2 protein-coding genes and 1 pseudogene are annotated in these 1751 nt (G+C 43.7%); all 3 read right to left on the bottom strand.

Translation table 11 applies throughout. From position 1 onward, the window contains the following. Positions 1-306, bottom strand: a pseudogene (locus BACCELL_RS14100) (hypothetical protein); the annotation flags it as partial. A gap of 48 nt (positions 307-354) precedes the next feature. Then, positions 355-1521: a MalY/PatB family protein gene (locus BACCELL_RS14095; RefSeq protein WP_007215317.1), complete on the bottom strand. Its 1167-nt coding sequence runs from the start codon at positions 1519-1521 to the stop codon at positions 355-357. 113 nt (positions 1522-1634) lie between these two features. Continuing rightward, entirely contained in the window at positions 1635-1751 is a 117-nt protein-coding gene (locus tag BACCELL_RS26535) for a hypothetical protein (protein WP_248604802.1), read from the bottom strand.

Raw genomic sequence — 1751 nt, 5'->3', positions numbered from 1 at the left:
TGAATTCAGCATCTTTACCGTGTCCGGACCGGCGACAAAATAATGAAATGCCGGTAAAATCAAAGAATCTTCCGCCATGGAGGCTCCCCGTACATTATGCGCAAATGTACGCAGCCAGCCATACAACATTTTTTCCTCGAACGGCAACCGCTCCGGATTCTTGATTAACGACAGGAGCTTCATTGCACTATCCGCATTGCCATAAACCACCGCATCCGCCTGGCGGAGCAAAGCAGTACTATCGGTATGCCTGCAAGCACACAGCAGAATACCACTTACAATAAAAAGATATAAGAGTTTCTTCATATAGTATAGACCTGTACGGCCAACAAAAATAGATTCTTCTTTTTGATATTACTGCACAACAGCCTCACGTAATTGCTGCAAAGCCTGCTTCAGCACTGAACGGGGACAACCGATATTCAACCGCATAAAGCCCTCTCCCGGTTGACCAAACATAGTTCCGTCATTCAGAGCCAGATGTGCTTTCTCTGCAAAAAGTCGGGTTAATTCTTTCTGTGTCAGCCCCAAAGCTCGACAATCCAGAAAAACGAGATAAGAAGCTTGCGGACGTATCATACCAATGCCCGGAATATGTTCTTTCAGATATTCTTCTGTAAAATCTATATTCTCTTTTATATAATCAAGCATTTGCTCCAACCATTCTGCACCATGCATGTAAGCAGCTGCCGCACCGATATAGGCAAGCAAATGTCCTTCAGAAAACTCACCCGCCTCCATAAAGGTCTGAAAACGTTCACGAATATCCTTATCAACAGTAATCGCATACGAACTTCCCAATCCGGGCATATTGAATGCTTTACTGGGAGCCATGAAGACAAGTGAGTTCGATGCTGCTGCTTCGGAAACCGTGGCAAACGGATAGTGCTTATAAGGAGGCAAAGTCAGATCGGCATGAATCTCATCAGAAATCACAAATGTGCCATTATTGTAACAGATAGCCGCTATTTCTTTCAACTCTTCTGCCGTCCATACACGTCCGCCCGGATTATGAGGATTACAGAGAATCAGAACTTTACAACCTTGCAAATCTTTACGGAAACGCTCAAAATTGATATGATATTGTCCATCCTGTAATTCCAAGGGTGAATATACCACTTCACGCCCCATACGTTCAGTCACCAAAAAGAAAGGATGGTAAACAGGAGTCATCACCATTACCTTATCCCCCGGATTAGTGAAACATTGCAGGGCAAAAGCCTGCCCGCGAACGATTCCCGGAACGAATGTCAGCATCTCTCGGGATATATCCCACTGATGACGGTCGTGCAGCCATGTACAAATAGAATTATACCACTCTTCACAAGCAAAAGTATATCCCAACACCTCATGCTCCAAGCGTTTTCTTAAAGCATCCATCACGAAAGGCGGAGTACGGAAATCCATATCGGCCACCCACATAGGAAGCAAATCATCACGCCCCCAGATATTCTTTACGCCGTCCCACTTCACAGAGTTAGTGCCACGACGTTCAATGATTTCATCAAAATTGTATTTCATAATAGCTTTATTTTGTTTTACCACAGATTACACGGATTTACACAGATATAAAGCAGGAAAATCAAAAATATATTTTTTCATCTGTGTAAATCCGTGTAATCCGTGGTGAGTCATTAAATCGGAAACACAACAAATACCGCCACATCCCACACTGCATGCGACACAATCAATGCTCCCAATTTCTGAGGATACAATCTGTAAGCCAATCCCCAGATAGCACCAACCACCAA

Origin of the sequence: Bacteroides cellulosilyticus DSM 14838 (assembly GCF_000158035.1) — a bacterium.
Classification (GTDB): Bacteria; Bacteroidota; Bacteroidia; order Bacteroidales; family Bacteroidaceae; genus Bacteroides; species Bacteroides cellulosilyticus.
Note: the sequence above shows the minus strand (reverse complement) of the source record. Positions and strands in the feature narration are given on the sequence as shown.

Excerpts from the sequence above, each read along its gene's own strand:
- BACCELL_RS14095 (WP_007215317.1), bottom strand. The coding sequence starts at position 1,521 with ATGAAATACAATTTTGATGAAATCATTGAACGTCGTGGCACTAACTCT.